General features: G+C 47.1%; 15 protein-coding genes. 12 read left to right on the top strand and 3 right to left on the bottom strand.

Translation table 11 applies throughout. The features are described from left to right. Positions 1-76: 76 nt before the first annotated feature. The 7 genes from GY843_RS07700 (at position 77) to GY843_RS07670 (ending at position 5,985) form a co-directional block, all read left to right on the top strand. Entirely contained in the window at positions 77-1,063 is a 987-nt protein-coding gene (locus GY843_RS07700; RefSeq protein WP_297308217.1) for an aromatic/alkene monooxygenase hydroxylase subunit beta, read from the top strand. A gap of 12 nt (positions 1,064-1,075) precedes the next feature. Continuing rightward, entirely contained in the window at positions 1,076-1,345 is a 270-nt protein-coding gene (locus GY843_RS07695) for an MmoB/DmpM family protein (protein WP_297308215.1), read from the top strand. A gap of 47 nt (positions 1,346-1,392) precedes the next feature. Beyond that, positions 1,393-2,892: an aromatic/alkene/methane monooxygenase hydroxylase/oxygenase subunit alpha gene (locus GY843_RS07690; protein WP_297308213.1), complete on the top strand. Its 1,500-nt coding sequence runs from the start codon at positions 1,393-1,395 to the stop codon at positions 2,890-2,892. A 70-nt stretch (positions 2,893-2,962) separates the two neighbouring features. Continuing rightward, complete coding sequence (locus GY843_RS07685) at positions 2,963-3,325, top strand: phenol hydroxylase subunit P4 (RefSeq protein WP_297308211.1); 363 nt, start codon at positions 2,963-2,965, stop codon at positions 3,323-3,325. 28 nt (positions 3,326-3,353) lie between these two features. Continuing rightward, entirely contained in the window at positions 3,354-4,415 is a 1,062-nt protein-coding gene (locus GY843_RS07680) for an NADH:ubiquinone reductase (Na(+)-transporting) subunit F (protein ID WP_297308209.1), read from the top strand. A gap of 635 nt (positions 4,416-5,050) precedes the next feature. Then, the gene (locus GY843_RS07675; protein WP_297308207.1) at positions 5,051-5,464 is read left to right on the top strand and encodes a hypothetical protein; all 414 of its coding nucleotides are present in this window, start codon (positions 5,051-5,053) and stop codon (positions 5,462-5,464) included. Between the two features lie 65 nt (positions 5,465-5,529). Continuing rightward, positions 5,530-5,985, top strand: a complete 456-nt coding sequence (locus GY843_RS07670) for an N-acetyltransferase (protein WP_297308205.1) — start codon at positions 5,530-5,532, stop codon at positions 5,983-5,985. A gap of 94 nt (positions 5,986-6,079) precedes the next feature. On the opposite strand, the gene GY843_RS07665 is transcribed toward GY843_RS07670, so the two are convergent. The 3 genes from GY843_RS07665 to GY843_RS07655 all read right to left on the bottom strand — a co-directional run bounded on the left by GY843_RS07665 (position 6,080) and on the right by GY843_RS07655 (position 11,214). Next, positions 6,080-6,643 (bottom strand): carbonate dehydratase, encoded by a 564-nt coding sequence (locus tag GY843_RS07665; protein WP_297308203.1) that lies wholly within the window; start codon positions 6,641-6,643, stop codon positions 6,080-6,082. Between the two features lie 143 nt (positions 6,644-6,786). After that, positions 6,787-8,118, bottom strand: a complete 1,332-nt coding sequence (locus GY843_RS07660; protein ID WP_297308201.1) for a dihydroorotase — start codon at positions 8,116-8,118, stop codon at positions 6,787-6,789. A 270-nt stretch (positions 8,119-8,388) separates the two neighbouring features. After that, positions 8,389-11,214, bottom strand: coding sequence for an FAD-binding and (Fe-S)-binding domain-containing protein (locus tag GY843_RS07655; RefSeq protein ID WP_297308199.1), 2,826 nt, complete (start codon positions 11,212-11,214; stop codon positions 8,389-8,391). Positions 11,215-11,405: 191 nt separating this feature from the next. Between GY843_RS07655 and GY843_RS07650 the strand changes: the two genes are divergently transcribed. The 5 genes from GY843_RS07650 to GY843_RS07630 all read left to right on the top strand — a co-directional run. Beyond that, a complete protein-coding gene (locus GY843_RS07650; RefSeq protein WP_297308197.1) occupies positions 11,406-12,314 on the top strand; it encodes a LysR family transcriptional regulator in 909 nt (302 codons plus the stop codon). 501 nt (positions 12,315-12,815) lie between these two features. After that, complete coding sequence (locus GY843_RS07645; protein WP_297308195.1) at positions 12,816-13,850, top strand: YCF48-related protein; 1,035 nt, start codon at positions 12,816-12,818, stop codon at positions 13,848-13,850. Between the two features lie 12 nt (positions 13,851-13,862). Further along, on the top strand, positions 13,863-16,253 hold the full coding sequence (locus tag GY843_RS07640) for an MMPL family transporter (RefSeq protein ID WP_297308193.1): 2,391 nt from the start codon (positions 13,863-13,865) through the stop codon (positions 16,251-16,253). 77 nt (positions 16,254-16,330) lie between these two features. Further along, positions 16,331-18,445, top strand: coding sequence for a DUF1302 family protein (locus tag GY843_RS07635; RefSeq protein ID WP_297308190.1), 2,115 nt, complete (start codon positions 16,331-16,333; stop codon positions 18,443-18,445). A 73-nt stretch (positions 18,446-18,518) separates the two neighbouring features. Beyond that, on the top strand, positions 18,519-19,771 hold a 1,253-nt coding region (locus GY843_RS07630; RefSeq protein ID WP_297308188.1), incomplete at its 3' end, for a DUF1329 domain-containing protein.

Below are 19,771 nucleotides of genomic sequence, written 5' to 3'. Positions count from 1 at the left end.
CGTTACGGCGAAGAAACGCTGATGGCCCACAACCACGACCGCGCAACCCAATAAGAATAATAGGAATACAACCGCAATGACTATTGAAATAAAAACCGCGACGTTAGAGCCGGTACGCAATACCTTTGCACACATTGAGCGTCGCTTTGGTGATAAGCCGGCGACTCGTTATCAGGAAGCTACGTACGACGTTCAGTCAGAAGCTTATTTCCATTACCGCCCACTGTGGCAGCCGGATAAGGAACTGAACGATCCAACCCGTACCGAAATCAAGATGGAAGACTGGTATGCGTTTAAAGATCCGCGCCAGTTCTATTACGGAGCTTACGTACAGCAGCGCTCCAAAATGCAGGAAGTGGCTGAGAATAATTACGCGTTCTTTGAAAAACGAGATCTGGCTCGTCACCTGCCGGAAGATATGAAAGCGAAACTGATCCGCTATCTGGTACCACTACGTCATGTTGAGCACGGTGCGAATCTGAACAACATGTATGCCAGCGCTTATGGCTACGGTACTGCGATTACTCAGGCTTGCCTGTACAACGGTATGGACCGTTTAGGTATTGCGCAATATCTATCACGTATTGGTTTGATCCTTGATGGCAACAGTGGTGATGCACTGGCGGAAGCGAAGCTTAACTGGCTGGACGAGAAGATCTGGCAGGGCGTTCGTGCCGCAGTGGAAGAGATGACCACAACTGAAGACTGGTTCGAAGTTCTGGTTGCCCAGGACGTAGTGATGGATTCTCTGATTAATGACCTGTTCTACAACCAGTTCGATCAGTGGCTACAGGATAACGGTGCTCAGGATGTGGGCATGTTAACTGAGTTTATGCAGGTATGGGCAAAAGACACTAACCGTTGGGTTGATGCCGTACTGAAAATAGCAGCTGCGGAATCTGCAGAGAACAAAGCGCTGCTGGAACAGTGGGTAACTAAGTGGAAAGGCAAAGTACTGCCTGCAATGGAGCTGTTGGCTGGAGAGATGCTGGGTGCTGAAGCACTGGCTCAGGCTGAAGCGGCTCTGGATAAGCGTTTGAACAAAGCTGGTCTGTTTAAGTAAGAGGATTCAAAGATGTCAAAAGTATATATCGCACTGCAGGACAACGATGAGTCCCGCTACATCGTAGAGGCAATTGAAGAAGATAACCCGGATGCGACGGTTATCCATATGCCAGCGATGATCCGTATCGAGAAGGAAGGTCGTCTGACCGTTAACCGTGAAACGGTTGAAGAGAAGATGGGTCGTGACTGGGATGTGCAGGAGCTGCACGTCAACCTGATCACTCTGGGTGGCAACGTTGAAGAAGACGATGACAGCCTGAGCCTGCATTGGAATCAGTAGTACGGATATTAAGTCGTCCGAGCGAACAAGAATAAAAGGTCTGAATCATGGCTAAGAAACTGAATATTAAAGATAAATACCGTCTGCTGACGCGTGACCTGGATTGGGAATATTCCTACGCAGATCGTAAAGAAGCGTTTCCATTCGAAGAGTTTGAAGGCATCAAAATTACTGACTGGTCTAAGTGGGAAGACCCATTCCGTCTGACCATGGATGCTTACTGGAAGTACCAGGCTGAGAAAGAGAAGAAACTTTACGCAATCTTCGATGCATTCTCTCAGAACAACGGTCACCTGAACGTTGTTGATCCACGTTACGTAAATGCGATCAAAATTTTCCTGACAGGTGTATCACCACTTGAGTATCAGGCTTACCAGGGCTTTGCTCATGTAGGTCGTCAGTTCGGTGGCGTAGGTGCACGTGTTGCGTGTCAGATGCAGTCACTGGATGAGCTGCGTCACGTACAGACGCAGATCCACGCGATGAGCCACTACAACAAGTTCTTCGATGGCTTCCAGGAATACAGCCATATGCATGACCGCGTATGGTATCTGTCAGTACCTAAGTCGTTCTTTAACGATGCCCGTGCTGCAGGTCCATTCGAGTTCATGATTGCGATTGGTTTCTCCTTCGAATACGTACTGACTAACTTGCTGTTCGTACCGTTCATGTCCGGTGCGGCGCATAACGGTGATATGGCGACAGTAACCTTTGGTTTCTCTGCGCAGTCTGACGAAGCACGTCACATGACGCTGGGTCTTGAGATCATCAAGTTCCTGCTGGAACAGCACGAAGACAATGTGCCAATCGTTCAGAAGTGGATCGATAAGTGGTTCTGGCGTGGTAGCCGTCTATTGACCATCGTTGCGATGATGATGGACTACATGCTGCCTAACAAAGTGATGTCCTGGAAAGAAGCTTGGGAAGTTTACTTCGAAGAAGCGGGCGGTGCGCTGTTTAAGGATCTGGCCCGTTACGGCATCAAGATGCCTAAGTACGCAGATGTGATCGAGAAAGAGAAAGAGCATATCTCGCATCAGGCTTGGTGGACTTTCTACACCCACGGCCATGCGGCTGGTTTCCATACCTGGATTCCAACTGATGAAGAGCTGGATTGGTTGTCTGAGAAGTACCCTGAAACATTCGACAAGTACTACCGTCCACGTTGGGAACTGGCCAAGAAGATGGAAGCGGAAGGTAAGCGTTTCTACACCCAGGGTCTGCCACAGCTATGTACAACTTGTCAGATCCCAATGCTGTTCACTGAGATGGATGACCCTACTCAGACTTCCTACCGCGATTGCGAGCATGAAGGTGAGCGTTACCACTTCTGTTCTGACGGTTGTAAGGACATCTTCGAAGATGAACCAGAGAAGTTTGTACAGTCCTGGCTGCCAGTACACCAGATCTTCCAGGGCAACTGTGGTGGCCCGGATGTTACCGATGTCCTAAGTGACTTCTACCGCATGAATGTAGGTGCGGACAACATGGATATCAAAGGTTCTCCAGACGAAGAACGCTGGAATAAATGGAAAGGTGTTGCCTAGGTAACAGAATAATAAGAATCCCGGTGGTTTGTTTAGAAGCAATCCACCGGCTTGATCAGAGAGAATAACAATGCCTGTACATGCTATTACGCCTGACTATAAAGGCGAAGTACTCGATAAACGTGAAAACTTTGGTGACAACCAGGTGGTTTATGTGGGTTGGGATCATCACCTGATGTTCTGCGCTGCATTCGCTTACCCAGTGCCACCAGAGATGAAATTCGAAACCCTGTTGAATGAAGTGATGCCTACTACATTCTCACTGCACCCGGAATTTGAAGAAGTGAACTGGGAAACTGCAGAGTGGATGCTGAATGGTCAGCCATTTATTCCACAGATGGACGTATCCCTGATCGACCAGGGTATCGATCACAAATCCCTGCTGCGTTTCCATACGCCAGAGCTGAAAGGCTTCCAGAACGCAGGTGTGTAAGCAAGAAAGAGTTAAAGGGTGAAGTGCTATGAGCTATGAAGTAACAATCGAACCTACCGGTGATGTGATTGAGGTAGATGAAGGACAGACCATTCTGGATGCAGCTTTGCGTCAGGGTGTCTGGCTACCATTCGCCTGCGGTCACGGCACCTGTGCAACCTGCAAATGTCAGGTAACAGAGGGTGATGTTGATCTGGGCAACGCTTCGCCCTTTGCTTTGATGGATATGGAGCGCGACGAGGGAATGATCCTGGCTTGCTGTGCAACGCCGGAATCAGATCTGGTGATCGAAGCAGATATCGATGTGGATGAAGACTTTGAAGGTTATCCGGTACGCGATTTCAAAGCGACGGTAACCGAGATCAAAGATCTGTCACCCACCATCAAAGGTATCCACTTCGAACTGGATGAAGAGATCGAGTTCCAGGCTGGGCAGTATGTAAACTTGAACATCCCAGGTGTGGAAGGTTCGCGTGCTTTCTCTATCGCTAATAAGCCATCGGACAACAACAAACTGGAACTCCACGTACGTCAGGTTCCAGGTGGTGCGGGTACAACTTACCTGCATGAACAGTTGAGCGAAGGCGATGAGCTTGAAGTATCCGGTCCTTACGGCCAGTTCTTTACTCGCTTGTCCGATCCTAAAGGGGCGATCTTTATCGCGGGTGGTTCAGGTCTTTCCAGTCCGCAATCCATGATTATGGAACTGATAGAGAAGGGCGATACCCGTGATATTTATCTGTTCCAGGGCGCACGTAATGTAGCGGAACTCTACAACCGTGAGATCTTTGAAGAACTGGAGAAAGAACACAGCAACTTCAAGTACATCCCTGCACTGAATGAGCCAGAAGCAAGTGATAACTGGGAAGGTTTCACCGGTTTTGTTCATGAAGCGGTAAACACGTACTTTGATGGTCGTTGCGATGGTCACAAAGCTTATCTCTGTGGCCCACCTCCAATGATCGACGCTGCCATCACCACCCTGATGCAGGGCCGATTGTTTGAACGTGATATCCACATGGAGCGTTTCTTTACTGCTGCTGATGGTGCAGAAGAACAGAGTCGTTCAGCGTTGTTCAAACGGATATAACTAAATCCTGTTACACCAAAGCCAGCTTTATGCTGGCTTTTCTTTTGTTGGAGCAGTGTCTCCACCGCGAGAGGTTATCGGCGTGATACCCGCAAGGGGCAACGCCTCCTAAAAAGAAGACCCTCTGGTTTTACTACTTCACTCGTCCTTCCTGCGTTCCACCCGTCATTCCAGCGTAGGCTGGAATCCATGAACCTAACTTATTCAAGTTCCATGTTCTTTTTTGCGGCATGTCTTGATCTACCAGGTAATATGATTGCTTGCTTTTGCTAAAGTGCTAAGTTAGAACTCATATAAAACAGACAGATGGATGTCTGGCATGAGTAGATCAACGATCTTAAGTTTATGAATAGCTGATCATTGCTGTTGCTTATGCAGTTTGCCATGGAAGAGACTCCCCCTTTAATCAGCGTTATCTCTTTCCTTTAAAATTTACATCTGTATTTGTCGCATTTCCATATAGGTAAATTTGCGGACACTCTATATACAGATTTTGACGCCGTGGATAACTATATTCACAGTAGAAAGGATCCAACCTAGGCAATATTAAGTATCTGACGGTCGTTTTAGTATTAAAGAGGGATCTAGTTGGTACGTAGCTTAATTCAGTCCCTAAACCGGGTGTTAGGTAACTTATGGGCAATCAAAAACGTTATTTGAAAAAAAGTTATAAGCAGGATGTTTTCTTTATTTTTTTTATTGCTGCTTTTGAATCAATTCTTTACCCAGTAGCTGCTAAAGGAGATGTTTTGTCCATAGCTCTGTTTGCTCTATTCTTTATTGGGCTTCTCATATTAATTCTTGGCCTGATACCCCAAAGAATATGGGTACTAGTAGATGAAAAAGGAGTTTCTTTTCATAATGTGTTTAGGCAAATAGAGGTGCCATGGGATGAGATCTCACATTGTTATACATTTACTCTCTATTTTATGAAGGTTACTCATTTAAGGTGTCTAGATGGAAAAACACATGCGATACCAATTACGGGCTCACAAGCCAAAGAAATTTCAGAACATATAAATAATAAAATTGCGAGCAATGCTACCTAACAAATAGCTGTAGCTGATTGCATCAGTGCTACTTCCCACTAAGCTAAGCTCAGAAATAAACCAAAATGCCTAATATCGAATACCTGAGTTTTAATGAAGTTGATCCCCAAAATCTGATAGCCGTCGTAAACGAGGACTCGTTACGAACTCATTTAATTGATCATCCATACTTCGATGCCACAAGCATCCAATCTTGGATTGAAGACAAGCTCAAAACTGATGCCATGCGGGGCTGCAGAGTTCGTATAGTTTCCATCGATGGAGAACTAGCGGGTTGGTGCGGTATTCAACGGGATGATGAAGATTTTGAAATCGCTATTGTTATCTCGAAAAGGTTCTGGGGTTCTGGCGTACCCATCTTCAAAACCCTTTTGGGGTGGGCAGATGAGCTTGGTCACCAAGAGGTGCTTTTCCATCTGTTAGATAGCAGACGTGAATACAAGGCATTGGCTAAGATGGCTAGCAAGCCGATCAAACTCAACTTTTGGGTCGCAACTTTACCACTTACCATTTTCCAGTAGGATAGCCTTGAGCGTTATTCCTCCTATGTAAATAGGGCTCAAAACTGAGGGGTCAGTCAGCCTTCAAGCCCTTATCTTTGTTTATCTAGCTCGATCAACTCAGTTCATTCGAAAGCTTTTTATAACCTTCTACCAACCAATGGTTAGCCGCAACAACCGACTCTGAGAAAGAGGAGTAATCTGGTGGCACTTGCTCTATCCGGCTGAGATCAAAATCAGGTCCGATATTTGTCATCGGTGGTACGTGCATCTGTTCAGGCAGATCCATACCATCGACAACGCAGTTATGACGGATCACGCAGCCATTGGCTACATGAGTGCGAAATATTACGGTGTTAAAACCGATAAAAACATCGTCACCGACTTCGCAAGGGCCATGGATGATGGAGCGGTGGGCAATAGATGTACGCTGGCCGATAGTCACAGCTGCGCCGGATTTAGAGTGGATAACAACACCGTCCTGAATGTTGGAGTCGCGGCGGATGATGATTGGTTCCAAATCACCATTGTCATCAACTTCATCAGCACGGATAACAGCATAGGGGCCAACAAAAACATTATCTTCAATGATGACGCGACCGCAGATGATTGCTGTCGGATCGATAAAAGCTTTTTCAGATACTTCAGGGCTAAAGCCGGAAGGGTTCTTTCTCAACATTATTTACTAATCCTGTGTAGCTATTGCTCTCTCTTTTAGCGAGAGAAGGCACCGAATGGGGGGCATTCGGCGTAGTTATTCATGAAGGTCTATTCACCTAGTCATTTTTGTCTAGGCTTTTACACCTAGAAATTCTGGCGATATTAACGCGCAAAACGAAGTTCCATAGCGCTGTTCTCTTCAATGAGGTTTTCACCATCGAAGACCTGAGTACCATTAACCCAAGTAGATCTAATCTTTGAACTGAAGGTGTGGCCATCGAATGGGGTCCAGCCACAGTGGTAACGGCAGTTCTCATGGCTTACAGGGGTGTTGGCGTTTGGATCTACCAGAACAAGATCGGCAAAATAGCCTTCACGTAGATAGCCACGCTCGACGATGCCATAGCGTATAGCTGGGTTATGGCACACTTTTTCTACGACTTGCTGAATGGTCATGCGTTGGTTTTTAACATGATCCATCAGTGTGAGAAGGGCATGTTCAACGAGTGGTAATCCCGCAGGCGCTTTGATGTATTCAACCTGCTTTTCTTCCCAGGTATGCGGGGCGTGATCAGTGGCGATAATATCGATCTGCCCTGTGTTCAATGCTTGAATCAGTGCGGCGCGATCGCTGGCAGATTTGATAGCGGGGTTACACTTAATCATGTTGCCCCGGTCTGCGTAATCTTCTTCACTGAACCACAAGTGATGAACACAAGCTTCTGCTGTGATGTTTTTGTTTTCTATTGGACCTGGTTCGAAAAGGCTAAGCTCTTTTTCTGTGGTGATATGGAGTACGTGCAGTTGGCTATTGAACTTCTTTGCCAAACCTACAGCGTAGGATGATGAAGCGTAGCAGGCTTCAACTGAGCGTAGTTTTGGGTGGTCCTGAATCGTAGGTGTAATACCTGCTTCACGGTATTCAATCAGCTTCTGTTGCATGATCGGCCCGCTTTCACAGTGGGTCACTATCAGTGTTGGACTCTCACGGAAAATTGCATCCAGCGCCTGAGGTGCTTCAACAAGAAGGTCGCCTGTAGACGCACCCATAAACACCTTAACACCGCAATGACGGGACACGTCTAAACGTTTGATCTGTTCTAGATTGTCTTCTGTCGCGCCCAAGTAGAAGGAATAATTGGCTAGAGCGTTTTGCTCTCCCAATTTAAATTTATTTTCCAGCGCTTCTATGGTGGTTGTGGATGGATCTACATTCGGCATCTCCATAAAGCTGGTGATACCGCCAGCTACGGCAGCACGGGATTCGCTTGCGATATTACCTTTGTGAGTCAGACCTGGCTCACGGAAATGGACTTGATCATCAATCATACCGGGTAGAAGCCAAAGTCCTTCTGCATCTATCACCTGATCATTTTCCTTCGCGGAAATATCTGATGCGATTTCCTCAATACGTTGTCCGACAATACGAAGATCTGCGACAAATTCTTTGCCTTCGTTAAATAGGGTGGAATTTTTGATCAAGGTAGCTTTCATACTGCGCGTTCTCTTTGTCCAGATCGAATAAGATGAAATGTTATAATATAACAATTCCGGATTTTTCCACAGAAGGATTTTTCCACAGAAGGTTTGTTCTGAAGGTTTCGATTTAGTTTGTGGGTTAAGAGTAGGGTGCAGACGTTTTTTCTTTTCTTGTGCTGGAAACAAGAATTAGTGAAGTGCGTTATTTAAGAGATAGTGAGATGACCACACCCCAAAACCAAATGATCGTTATTGGAGTGTGGTTGGTATGAGATTTTTTGGATCTTAGTTTTTAGCCTGAGTGCATTGATCTACCAGATAGACAATCGATTGGTAATCGATGCCCGAATGGTGGCTCAAACCTATCTCACAGGTGCGGCTGGTGGAATAACCGCTGTTGCAGCCTTCAACCTGATCTGCCAGAGTACTCAGTGCTGATTCATTAAGTTCCGGAGTGGTGAAACCTTTGTCACCTGCGAAACCACAACAGGTAATTTGATCGGGAATCACTACATTGGTACTGCAAGCCTTCATTACATCAACAATCTTCTGATCCAAGCCCATTCTGCGCGCAGAGCAGGTGATGTGAAGAGCAACTTTCTCATCAACCGGTTTGAAATCCAGCTTGTCCATCATAAAGGTATGGATGAAATCCACCGGCTCAAACAGTTTGATCCGCTCGTCCATATGATCTTTGAGTTGCATCGTACATGGGCTGGTATCGCAATAAATCGGGATCTCACCGTTATTGCTGGCTTTAAGAAGCATTTGCACAGTTTCGGCCGCTTTAGCATCGGCCTGATTAAACATGCCTTTGCTCTTAAACGGCATACCACAGCACTGCTCTTTTAGGCCCTCTGGGTAGATTACTTCAAAACCGGCTTTGCGCAGCAATGCTTCGGTTTTATCAACCAGTGCTGTTTGTTCCTCGGCACCACGAGCTGGCCCCATAGTACGGCTAGCACAACTTGGCAGGTAAATTACCTTGAGTGCTGTATCGCTGGAGTTAGCTGTATCTCTCTGATTGTCAGTGGTGATGATCTTAGGTGCGGGAGTCGGCATTTCCGGGCTCCAGTATCCGATCTTATTACCAGAGATTTTTCGTGCCGTGCGAGTAACAGCGCCCATAGCTTTACTGCCTAAAACAGCGTGGCTCGCATTTGCCACTCCAAAAGCGGCTTTGGTTGCAGTTGTGACAGTGCCGAAGTTGTTGGCGATCCATTCAGAGATGCCTTCACGGCTTTCGTTTTTGTCGTGGCGTAACTGACGAACCAAGTCACCAGTATTGATACCTACCGGGCATACGGTGGAGCAGAGTCCACAACCGGCGCAGGTATCGATAGCCATATAGTCATATTCATCAGCGAAGCTTTTTTGATCTTCGCCATCAAGCAATGCCAGTTCACGCTTACCGATGATGCGCTGCCTTGGGCTTAAGGTCAGGTTTCGAGAAGGGCACATACGTTCACAGAAACCACATTCGATACACTGATCAACGATATCACTCACCGCCTGCATAGGCTTGAGGTTGCTGATATGCAGCTTTGGATTGCGGGTGATCATAACATCAGGGTTAAGAATGCCCTTCGGATCGAAGATCCGCTTGATCTCCAACATAACTGCGTAGGCTTCATCCCCCCATTCTTTCTGTACAAATGGAGCCATATTACGACCGGTACCATGTTCAGCTTTGAGGGAGCCGTCATATTTATCCACTACAACATCGCACACTTCGTCGATAAAACGTTCGTAACGGTCGATTGCTTCTTTACTGCCAAACCCCTGCGAGAAGATAAAGTGCAGGTTGCCGTCCAAAGCGTGGCCGTAGATTACACCGTCATCATAACCGTGTTTCTGCATGAGTTGCTGCAGATCGGTGAGTGCATCTGCCAGGGTTTCAATTGGGAATGCAACGTCTTCAATCAGTGCAGTGGTGCCTTTAGGGCGGGTAGCACCCACAGCAGGGAAGATCCCTTTTCGGATATTCCAGTACGCCTGGTATTCAGAAGGTTTGTCGGTAAATGTTGCCGGTACCACCAATTCCAGATCATCAATTTCTTCCAGAATAGTGGCGATGTTGCCTTCCAATACGTCTTGTTCATCCGCTTCAGCTTGAACCAGAATAGCCGTTGCGCCTTCAGGTACATCAGCGATGTAATCCGGCACACCATCCATATGTTGCACAGCTTTTAGCGCGAAATAGTCGATCATCTCCGCAGCAGACACAGGTGTCTTATTCAGTTTAAAGCGGGTAACGGCAATACTGGCGGTACGGATATCCGGGAAAACTAAAAACGCCGACGCTTTTAGCGGGTACTTACGGATGGTGTTATGGGTAATTTCTGAAATAAAGCCGAGTGTACCCTCTGAACCAATCATTAGGCGGGCGATCATATCGATCGGGTCATCCCATTCCAGCAGAGAGCGTAAGCCGTAACCTGTGGTGTTTTTAACTTCGTATTTACGCAGGATACGTTTACTTAGGGCTTCATTTTTGCGCAGATGCTTAGACAGCAGCGCTACTTCGGCAATCATATTTGCATGGCTTTTGCGGAAAGCTGAACGGCTTTCTTCACAACCCGTATCAAGTACAGTGCCATCCAGAAATACAAAGCGGGCAGATTCCATAACACCATAGGTGTCCATAGAGTTCATGCCGGCAGCGTTGTTAATTGCAATTCCGCCTACAGTAGCGGCATCAATGGAAGCAGGCATAGGCGCAAGCTGGCGTTCTAGTGGAGCAAGATAGCGATTGGCATCTCCACCCAGAACGCCGCATTGCATACGGATCTTTTTGCCATCTTCTAGGATTTCATAATCTTTCCAGTCAGGAGTCAGTGACAGCATGATGGAATCAGTAATCGACTGCCCTGACAGACTAGTGCCCGATGCGCGGAACGTAATGGGTAGATCCATCTCAGTAGCAAGTGCCATCAAGCGGATCATCTCTTCTTCTTTAGCGACCTGAACGATCACTTTCGGCATTAAGCGATAGAAGCTGGCATCGGTGCCATAGGCCAGAGTACGTAGGTAATCAGTAATAATCCGTTTTTGGGGAATAAACTCGGCGGCTCTGCCGATGAACTCCTGATACTTATCCTGTTCCTGCATAATGAAATCCTGTCAGTTATTAGGAGCATGTCCCCACCCATTAAAAGCGCATAAGTTGCATAGGGTGAATGGAAGGCTCCCTTCATTATTATCATTTTGTAACAGGTTACCGAATCGCTATACTTGGATTAAGACGAGTAATCGAATTTGATTGATTCTAAAAGTTTAATAATGGGATTAGTAAAAGGCCGATGATGAATAATCTGGATGATATGCTTCTGTTTGCCCAGGTGGTGAAATTAAAGTCGTTCAGAGCGGTAGCTGAACAAAAGGGTGTGGCTAGTTCAGTTGTTAGTAAACATATCTCACGTCTTGAACAACACCTTGGGGTGCAGCTGCTGATTCGCACAACTCGTAAACTCAGTCTGACCGAAGCAGGTGAGGAGTTTTTCCAACACTGTCAGCAGCTGGAAAGTGGTGTTGCTCTGGCTGAACAGGCCGTTTCTCAGCATGCCGAGCAACCGAAAGGCCTGCTTCGCATAGCGGCACCCATGATCTCAGGGCAGTATTTCCTTCCGGGTGTAATCGACCAGTACCTCAAACAATACCCACAAATGAAAGTAGAGATGGCTATTAAAGATAGCTTTCAGGATCTAATCGATTCCGGATTTGATCTGGCTATCCGCACAGGAACGCTGTCTGACTCGACTCTGCGTGCACGTAAGTTAGTGAATTCTCGATGGTATGCCTATGCCTCATCGGAGTATCTGGAACTGCATGGAATCCCCGAGAGTTTGTCTGATCTGGAAGGGCACAACTGCCTAGAATTCCATTATCAGGAAACCGGTGCAAATGAGTGGCCGGTAACTGTCAAAGGTCAGCCGGATAGTATAAAAATAAGTGGACGTTTTCAGGCCAGCTCACTAGTGAGCCTTCGTGAGGCGGCTGTTTCAGGTATGGGGGTCGCGTTTATGCCGGTTTATCTGGTCAGGGATCAGGTAAGTAATGGTCAGCTAGTGCCTGTCTTGCAGGAGAAGATCTACAGGGATGTGGGGATCTACGCTATTTATCCAAATATCCGCTATGTTCCCAGGAAAATAAGTGCGTTTATTGAGATGCTTGCAGAGGCATATGAAGAGCATTGCTGCGCATTTCATTAGGATATAAATATCACTTTGCTTGGCTCACTATAGATGCCTCTGAAATGGGGCCTGATAGTTTTTTCTCCTCCATACGTATCGCTCACAGGGTGAGCTCCTACAAAATGAAACAACTTCTTTCGCCTTAATATCAGCCTTCGTCGTTCCCGCGTAGGCTGGCATCTTGTTATGTATAACCGCCTGTATGGATTCCAAATTAAGTTTGGGATGACAGTGTTCTAACCATTCTATGTTGAAGGGTTAGGGGCGATAAACCGAGACTTAAGTCTTATAAATTACAAGGTTAATGATTTGCTAACGCTGGTTTTTATCTTTTGATTATTTGATTAATGAACAGATTGATCCTGTTGGATACGAAGTTGTATTTAATATTTAATTATAATTTAAGTTGTTGTTAATTAAGGAATAAAAATGGGTTTTTGATAACTGGCACAACGGTTGCTGTATCACCAGTACATAGGTGTAAAAACGCCTGAAATTAGAGTTATTGGTGATAAAAAGATGACGTCGATAATTAAAACAACATACGTCGACAACCGGAATACCGGTCAGTATTCGTGCGGTGTATCAGGAAAAAAAGCAGCAGTTTGTGCAGCAGTTTTTCCCCTTTTGCTAACAGGGTGTGAAGCGCCTCTCAATCTTGAGGGCGTAAATAATGAGCTGGAAAAACAGGTACGTCGTACCGACCAGTTCCAGGGTGTAGCAGTCAATGACAACTCTATGGTTGTTGTGGGTGCTGACGGCCTGGTACTTACCAGCCCCGTTGATAAGCTGGAATGGAAGCGTCAGGAGATTAAGGGTTCTCCGGCACTTGTTGATATCTCAGTTTGTTCTGACCAGAGCTTTGTAGCTCTGAGTATGGATAAGCAGGTCTGGTTCAGCAGTGATAATGGCCAGAGTTGGACTGCGTCCAAACTACCTACACCAGAAGATGTTCTGGATCTGACCTGTGCGCCAGATAACAGCGTCTGGGTGGTGGGTAGCTTTTCCACCATTCTCAACTCTTACGATCAGGGTAAAACCTGGGCCGAAACCACTCTCAACGAAGATGCAATGCTGACCAATATCCAGTTTTTGGATCAGTCTACAGCGATCTTAACGGGCGAGTTTGGTCTGTATGTTCGCAGCGATGATGCGGGTCAGACCTGGAATACTCCAGAATATATCCCCAACGATTTTTATACCCAGAATGCGCATTTCACTTCAGCCGAGAATGGCTGGGTTGCAGGCTTGAGCGGCCAGATTCTGCATACCGCAGATGGTGGAGTGACTTGGACCAAACAGAATACACCAACTGAATCTCCTTTATACGGTTTCTATCAAGCGGGCGACCGTTTATTCGCTTTTGGTGATCACGCTACTGTTCTGGAATACACCGGTATGGATTGGAAGCGGATTCCTAATCCAAATATCCCGGTCTATATCCGAGATGCACTGCAGCTGGAAAATGGACAGCTGCTCATGGCAGGGGGCTTTGGTTCCCTTTATACGCTGGATATCGCTTCCGGTGAAAACTCACAGATCAGTCAAAAATAAGGGGCCTTAGCCATGGATAAGAAATCCGCAGAGGCCCACAAGGCCACGCATCTATTACACAGTTTGGATGAAGCGGTGTTCCGCCATCCTAAGAAAATTCTCAGCATTATCGCGCTGATTACTCTGTTCTTCGCTTACCAGATCCCAAGCGTGAAGATGTATTCCGACTTCGCTGATCTGCTGCCTCAAGAGCATACCTACATTGAACTGCACAACGAGATCAAAGAATCTTTTGGTGGTGCCAACGTCATCATCGTGGGTGTAGAAGTGGAAGATGGTGACATCTTCACCAATGAAGCTTTGGAGAAAATACACCGCATCACCATGGCGGTGGATAGCCTACCGGGAATTAACCATAACTTAGTTGCGAGTGTGACCCATCGTAACTCACGTAAGGTCTGGATGACCCCGGAAGGTAACGTTAACTCGAAGTCTTACTATGACCCTCAGGGTGGCGAAATCAATCCTGAAGCCTTAGCTCAGCTTCGCTCTGATATTGTGGCTAACCCTCGTGTCTACGGGCCTCTTGTATCTCCCGATATGAAGATGGCGCTGGTTAAAGCACAGTTGAACGAAGGGCAGCTAGACTATGTGAAGACCTTCAATGAGATCCAGCAGATGCGGATTGATGAAGGGGCGGAAGGGTTTAAGATTCACGTAACGGGTCAGCCAATGCTTGTGGGCTGGGCGTATCAGTATCTGGATCAGATCATTGAGATCTTCCTGTTTACTGCATTAATTATGCTTTCCCTGTTGATCTTCTACTTCCGTAAAGCTTACGGGGTTTTGATTCCACTAGCGGCGGTGGTTGTTTCCTCTATCTGGGGTATCGGCATCATCTCCCTGTTCGGCTACAACCTGGATCCACTGGGATTGGTAATTCCATTCCTGATATCAGCCCGAGCGATGTCTCATGGTATCCAGATCGTTGAGCGTTACTATCAGGAACTTAATAAACATGCGGATCATCAGCTTTCAGCACGCTTGACCTTCGAAAGTCTGTTCCGTCCGGGCAGCCTTGGCGTGGTATCAGACGCGATAGGTCTGTTATTGATCGCGATCGGCTCTATTCCGTTGAATACTAAGCTGGCGCACTACGCATCTCTATGGGCACTGTGCATCATCATTACTGTACTGCTGGCAGTGCCACTATTGCTGTCGATTCTGCCTAAGCCGAAAAACACTGAGATCAAACACAACATCTTCCGTAATGTCGGATTTGCCTGTGCCGAAATTATCAGTGACCAGCGTGCAGCGAAAAATGCGCTGATCCTTGCTGCGGTTATGCTGTGTGGCGGTTGGTACTTCTCTTCCAAGGTGGTGATCGGTGAATCTGAACCGGGTTCTCCAATCCTGTATCAGGATCACGATTACAACATCTCCTCTAAATCGGTGAACGATAGTTTCCCCGGATCTGAAGAGTTATACATCGTGGCTGAAACCAATGAAAAAGGTGGCATAAAACGCCCTGAAGTTTTGGCTGCTCTAAGTGATCTGCAGAAGCACATGTTGCTAGACCCTGAAGTCGGTGGTTCCAAAGGTATCCCTGATCTGGTTAAACAGGTTAACCGTCTTTTGCATAACGATGATCCACGCTGGACTCAGATCCCGAATGATCAGATGTATGTGGGTGGTTTGATGTTCACCTACATGATGTCCAGTCCAATCCCTGGAGCATTGAACGAATTCGTTGATACCGATGAGCGTATCGCTAACTTAGTGTTCTACTACAAGGATCACCAAGGCGAGACCATCCGTCGCGCAATCCATCAGGCTAAAGAGTGGATCACTGCTAACGAAGGCAAAGTTGAAGGTCTGGAGATCCGTCTGGCCGGTGGCACTATCGGTGTAACGGCTGCGATGAACGAAGCGGCTTACGAGACTAACCTTTGGGTGCTTCCGCTGGTATTCATTCTGATCTTCCTCATGGTGATGTTCTTCTATCAGTCTCTGGCGGCAGGCACCATGATGTTTATGGCGATGTTGTTCGCCACAACGCTGACTTACGCCTATATGGGTGTGACCCATATGGGGATCAACATCAACACCGTACCGATTATCGCGGTGGGTGTAGGTGTCGGCATCGACTACTCAATCTACATGATGGATCGCATCCGTGCCGAGATGGTTGCCCTGCAGGATCTGAATGCGGCGGTGCGTAAAGCGATCAGTACAACAGGTCTGGCGATTAGTTTTACCGCGATCACGCTTATTGCAGGCATTGTGATGTGGGTGATCCTGTCCGATCTGCGTTTCCAATCCGATGCAGCGTTGCTGTTGACTGTCATGGTCATCCTCAACGGTGCAGCTGCGATGTTGCTGGTACCGAGCTGGGTGCTGGTGTTCAAACCGAAGTTTATTTGTGAAGCCTATCAGGATGAAGACGGTGTGATCCACGCGTAAAGCGTGGGTCGGGCCTGATGCTGCCTGTAGGGATGCTTGCTGTAACCATAAAAACAAAAGCCTGAAGGGGTTAAGAGATGACAAAAAAAATAACAACCCTCAACAAAGTCGCTGTGGCGGTGGCGATGGGCATAGCGTCAAGCTATGGTCCAGCCGTTTTAGCGGGGGAAACTGAGTGGTCTGGTTTTGTTGAGAATGCTACTTACCGTCGTGAATCTAAAGGGATCTCCAAGTCACGAAATACGGCTCAGCTTGAATTTAGTCGTAACCTGATCTCTTCTGATAGTGGATGGGATAATGTATCTGTTCACGGTACGCTGCGTGCTACTTACGATGCTGTGTATGACATCAATGAAGATGAGTTTGGCTCCGATGCGGGTGCTCAGGCAGGTCAGGACATCTTCTTGGAAACAACATTGAATGGTGTAGGTACGCCTGTTGCGCATGGCTCTGGCCTGAATGCTGCGACAGTGGATGGTGCATACGGTCTTCTGAACGCTAACCCTGCAGGAATTCCTGGTTTGCCTCCATTCCCAGCGAATTCTGCTTTTGTTGATAGTTATCCAAACAACCCTTCTACAGGTATGAAGGTACTGGGTGAGGACACACACAAGATTGATGGTGGTGTCGCATTTGGTGTGCCTGTACGTCCGTGTGACGTAGATAGCCGCGGCTGTATTAAAGATTACATCGATGCAGATGAGGATGATCTGAAGTATCCAGAGTTTAACGATCGTTGGGATTTCCTACGTGAGTTCTACATTGATGCAACCCGTACTCTGGATGATGGTGATCAGCTGAATGTGCGTTTAGGTCGTCAGCAGGTAGTATGGGGTCGTACTGACCTGTTCCGCGTACTGGATGTACTGAACCCAGTAGATTACTCCCGTCACAATATCTATGACGAGCTGGAAGATACGCGTATTCCAATGTGGATGTTGCAGATGGAGCGTCGTATGGGGCCAACAGGTGGCTTTGATGACCTGAACGCTTCTGTTGTATGGAACTTCGATAAGTTCCGTCCACATAACCTTGGTAGTTGCTCTGGTGCTTACAACCCTCTGGACGCAGCTTGTTTCTTCCGTGGTATGAAGAACCTATGGGACAACGGTGGAACGGTTGCGAACTTTGCACCAATCAATGCCGCTGGTCTACCTGCAGGCCTAGCGCCAATTCTAGCTCCGCAGCTAAATGCAGTGGGTGCTCTGCCTGATGAAGCACTGGCTGCTGCATCTGATCCAACCATCGCTGGCTGGGCTGCGACTAACTTTGGTCCAAATCAGATCGGTATCCGTGATGTTCACCTGCCAAGCTGGAGCCTATCTAACACTCAATTGGGTGCGAAACTGGAAGGTGTATACGGCGACTTGAACTTCTCTGTAAATGCGCTGACCTACCGCTCTCAGTTCCCATCACTGCGCGGTGGTAAAACGGTTGATAACAGTGAAAACCCATTTGTTAAAGGTGATGTTGGTCCAACACCGCACCTGATCGCGTTTGATATCTACTTCCCACGCGTAAACCTGATCGGTGGTTCTTTGGACTACTACTCTGAATCACTGGATACCGTATTCCGCTTCGAGGGTGCATACAGCCAGGGTGAAGAGTTCGCAGATTCCATGAGTGAAGATCTTTTCTCAGATTCTGATGTGCTTCGCTACGTTATTGGTGTCGATAAAACGGTCATGATCCCTGCACTGAACAGAAGTCGTGGCTTCCTGTTCTCTGGTCAGCTGTTTGGTGAGCACCTGCTTGATCACCGTTCTGAGCAAGCCACTTACGGCGAGCGTGGTTTTGCACAGTGGAAATCCAACAATATCGCAACCCTGTTGATCAAAGGCTGGTGGATGAATGACCGCCTGAGCCCACAGATCATCATGGCTCATGACTTCCGTGCTCAATCTTCTGTTGCTGCGCCAATGGTTGAATGGTTGATCAACGATAACTGGAAGCTTACAGCCAGTGCCAACATCAAATTCGGTGATGGCGCAGACAAGACTGCTGATGACTGCCGTTCCTGTAACCCATATGGCCCATTCACTGCTTATCCAGCAGCTGAACATGGCGCAGGGGTAACTTCAGGTTCTGCTGGTTTAGCAAGCCTTGAACCAACAGGTCGTTTCCGTAGCGGCATCTTGGGTATGGCTAACGAAGAAGATGAGTACCAGCTGACTATTCAGTACCGCTTCTAATAAAAAATAAAAAAGCAGGGCTTCTATTGGCGAGTCAGAAGCCCTGACTATCATAAGAAAAAGGTAAATAACGATGTTGAAAAAGACACTTCTAACGCTGGCTGTCGGGTCTGTAATGGCGGCGAGTGTTCAGGCGGCACAGATCTCGGAAGAGATTATCCAGGAATCTTTCTACCCTTACGCAAAGAGTGTTCCGCAATCGGCTGTAGTTAAATCGGGTATGGTGATTAATGCATCCAATGTGGATTCAGTGAAAGAGCATCTGGACCCAGCCATGTACAAGTTCATCAAGAATGGCGATTACGAGATGAAAGTGGGTGACACAACCTCTTTTGATCTGCACCAATCATATGTAGATGCGACTCGTAAGTATGCTGGAGATACTCAGCTGGGTGAAAAAGTGGGTGAAATCAGTGGTTCAACCGCTGGCCGCCCGTTCCCGCAGGAACCTTCTATGGATGATCCTCGTGCAGGTGAAAAGCTGGCGTGGAACTACAAGTATGGTTACAACTGGGGTGACTCTGCTGCGATCTACCCGTTCTATTGGAAGTATCGTGACATGAAGAGTAGTAAGGTTGAGCGTACCGTTAAGTTCAACTTCCACTTCCTGAACTATACGCACCGTACTCAGCAGGCTCCATTCCCTGCAATTACGCCAAACCCATCCAACCTGTTCCGTGGTATCTATGTACAGGTACTGGAGCCGTTTGATGTTAAGAACACTCAGCTGCTGATTCAGCGTTACGAAGATGATCTGAAGCGTGATAACGCTTATCTGTACCTGGGCTTCCAGCGTCGTGTGCGTCGTCTGTCCACAGGTCAGGTTACGGATGCATTCCTGGGTTCCGATATCATGATCGAGGACTTTGAGGGTTATAACGGTCGTATCAGTGATATGAACTGGACTTACAAAGGCACCAAAGACATGCTACTGCCGATGTATAACCACAACGACATGGACCTGGACACCGAAACTCATAAGGATGACGAAGGTTATCAGGTAGTTAAATTCGGTGGTAAAGGCGGCTGTTTCCCAGAGGTTACCTGGCAGCTGCGTAAGGTTTATGTAGTTGAATCAGATCCGGTTGATCCAAACCATCCAATCAGCAAGCGTGAGCACTATATGGATGCTCAGACATTCACTATTCCACGTAACATCACTTACGACCGTAAAGGTGATATGTGGAAGAGTTGGTTGATTGGTCAGACTCACCCGGATCATCACCTGCCAGTAAACAAAGGCACAGGTGTTTCTGTGGATGATAGTTTCTCCATGGTTGATATCCAGGCTAATCACTGTACTACAGGTCAGTTTAAAGGCATTGT

The organism is Neptuniibacter sp. (assembly GCF_024231755.1).
Taxonomy (GTDB): domain Bacteria; phylum Pseudomonadota; class Gammaproteobacteria; order Pseudomonadales; family Balneatricaceae; genus Neptuniibacter.
This window is presented reverse-complemented; position numbering and strand designations above follow the sequence as displayed.